Below are 1,769 nucleotides of genomic sequence, written 5' to 3'. Positions count from 1 at the left end.
TGTGACCAGCGCGCGCAGTTTGCCCGTATCCGGCTCCATAACGACCACGCAGCCCGCCTCGCCGCCCAGGGCGTTCCAGGCGGCTTCCTGAAGGTCTCTGTCCAGCGAAAGGCGTATTTCCGTGCCGCCGCGCGGCTCTTCACGCAAAAATTTGCCCAGCACGCGGGAATGGGCGTCCACTTCCACGTCATACAGGCCCTTGCGCCCGCGCAACTGTTTTTCCAGTTCCAGTTCCAGGCCCTGCTTGCCCACAAGGTCGCCCATTGCCAGGGCGCTGTCAGCGGTCATTTCCTGCTCGTTGGCTTCGGCCACGTAGCCGAGAACGTGGGCGAACAGGTCTTTTTCCGGATAGCTGCGCTTGGTGCGCACCACAATTTCCAGGCCGGGCCAGGCATGAATTTCAGACTCGATGCGCGCCACCAGATCAAAATCAATGTCCGTGATCATGAGCAGGGGTTCAAAGGATTTGACCTTGAACCTGTCCTGCCGGAATTTTTCCCAGATCTGGGGCAGGGGAACGCCCGACCACGCACTGATCTGGGCCAGGGTTGCCGGTATGTCCGGGCAGTCTTCACGCACGAGGGAAAGGCCGTAGGCTGTGCGGTTGTCGGCCAGCACCTTGCCCTTGTCGTCCATGATGCGCCCGCGCGGGGCGAAGATGCGTTCGATGCGCAGGCGGTTGTTCTGCGCCTGCTGGGCGAATTCCGCGCCACGGTGCATCTGCAGATACCAGAAGCGCACCACAAGTACGAAGAACAGCAGGCCCACCAGAATCTGCAGCAGGATGATCCCGCCACGCGGAGGCTGGTAGCGCTCGCCTTCTACCTGGATTTTGAGCCAGGAGCGTATGCCTTTGCGGGCGTTTTTATCTTTGCCGCCCAACAGGCTGTTCTTTTTAATTTTCCGCAGCATGGGCCTTTCCGTGTCGGGTCGCCACCAGGAGTTTCCAGGCAAAGGGAATAAATATGGCCTGGATCAGACTTTTGTCCAGTGTGTCCTGAAAATTGAAGGGCAGGTCCTGCAGGGGGGCCATGAGCCAGGCCACGGCAAAATACGCCGCGCCCAGGCACGCCGAAAGCAAAAAAATGAACAGAAAATTTTCTGCCTCAAACAGCCAGCGCCCCATGCGGAACAGCACGATAACGGCCATATACCACACGATAACGCCGCCGAAAACGCGGGTTCCCATGCCTTCTTGCAGCAGAATGAAGAGGGGCAGCAGCCAGAGCATGTTTTTGTAGTCGCGCTCCTGCAAGAGAATGATCAGCCCCACGGTCATGACGTCCAGCCCCGGTATCCACGCCTGGATGCCCACAGCCGCAGCCAGAAAACACAGCCACCAGATGATGTCGCGCAAGGCAATCATGGGGCGGGGCGTCCGGGCGTGGGCGGCCCGTGAATTTCTTTGGGCGGCGCGCCCATATCCGGGGGAGGGGCCACACCGGTGGGTTCAAGCAGCAGCACCTCTTCAAGGTGGTGCAGGTCTACCAGAGGTTCGGCCTTGATCGCCATGAACTGGGTGTAGTCCGACGGCGCCACGCTGAGCACCCTGGCAACAGGAATGCCCTTGGGATACTTGCCGTCCAGGCCGGACGTGATGAGTATTTCGCCCGCATTTACCTTGGTGGCGCGTTGCACAAAATTGACTTCAAGAGGTTGCCCGGTTCCCTGCCCGGCCAGGATGCCGGGGGCGCGGCTTTCTTGCGAAAAGACGGCAATGCGGCTGCCGGGGTCTGTGAGCAGCAGGGCAATGGCGCTGTGGGCGCTGA

General features: G+C 60.3%; 2 protein-coding genes and 1 pseudogene. All 3 read right to left on the bottom strand.

The genetic code is table 11. From position 1 onward, the window contains the following. Nucleotides 1–912 (bottom strand): annotated as a pseudogene (locus V6C07_RS11765) (penicillin-binding protein 2); the annotation flags it as partial. Then, on the bottom strand, nucleotides 896–1,366 hold the full coding sequence (locus V6C07_RS11760) for a hypothetical protein (RefSeq protein ID WP_333536667.1): 471 nt from the start codon (nucleotides 1,364–1,366) through the stop codon (nucleotides 896–898). The gene V6C07_RS11760 and the pseudogene V6C07_RS11765, both read right to left, overlap by 17 nt. Continuing rightward, nucleotides 1,363–1,769: rod shape-determining protein MreC (gene mreC, locus V6C07_RS11755; RefSeq protein ID WP_333536665.1), on the bottom strand; the 407-nt coding region annotated here is incomplete at its 5' end. The genes V6C07_RS11760 and mreC, both read right to left, overlap by 4 nt.

This window comes from Desulfovibrio sp. 1214_IL3152, from assembly GCF_036763055.1.
Taxonomy (GTDB): domain Bacteria; phylum Desulfobacterota; class Desulfovibrionia; order Desulfovibrionales; family Desulfovibrionaceae; genus Desulfovibrio.
Note: the sequence above shows the minus strand (reverse complement) of the source record. Positions and strands in the feature narration are given on the sequence as shown.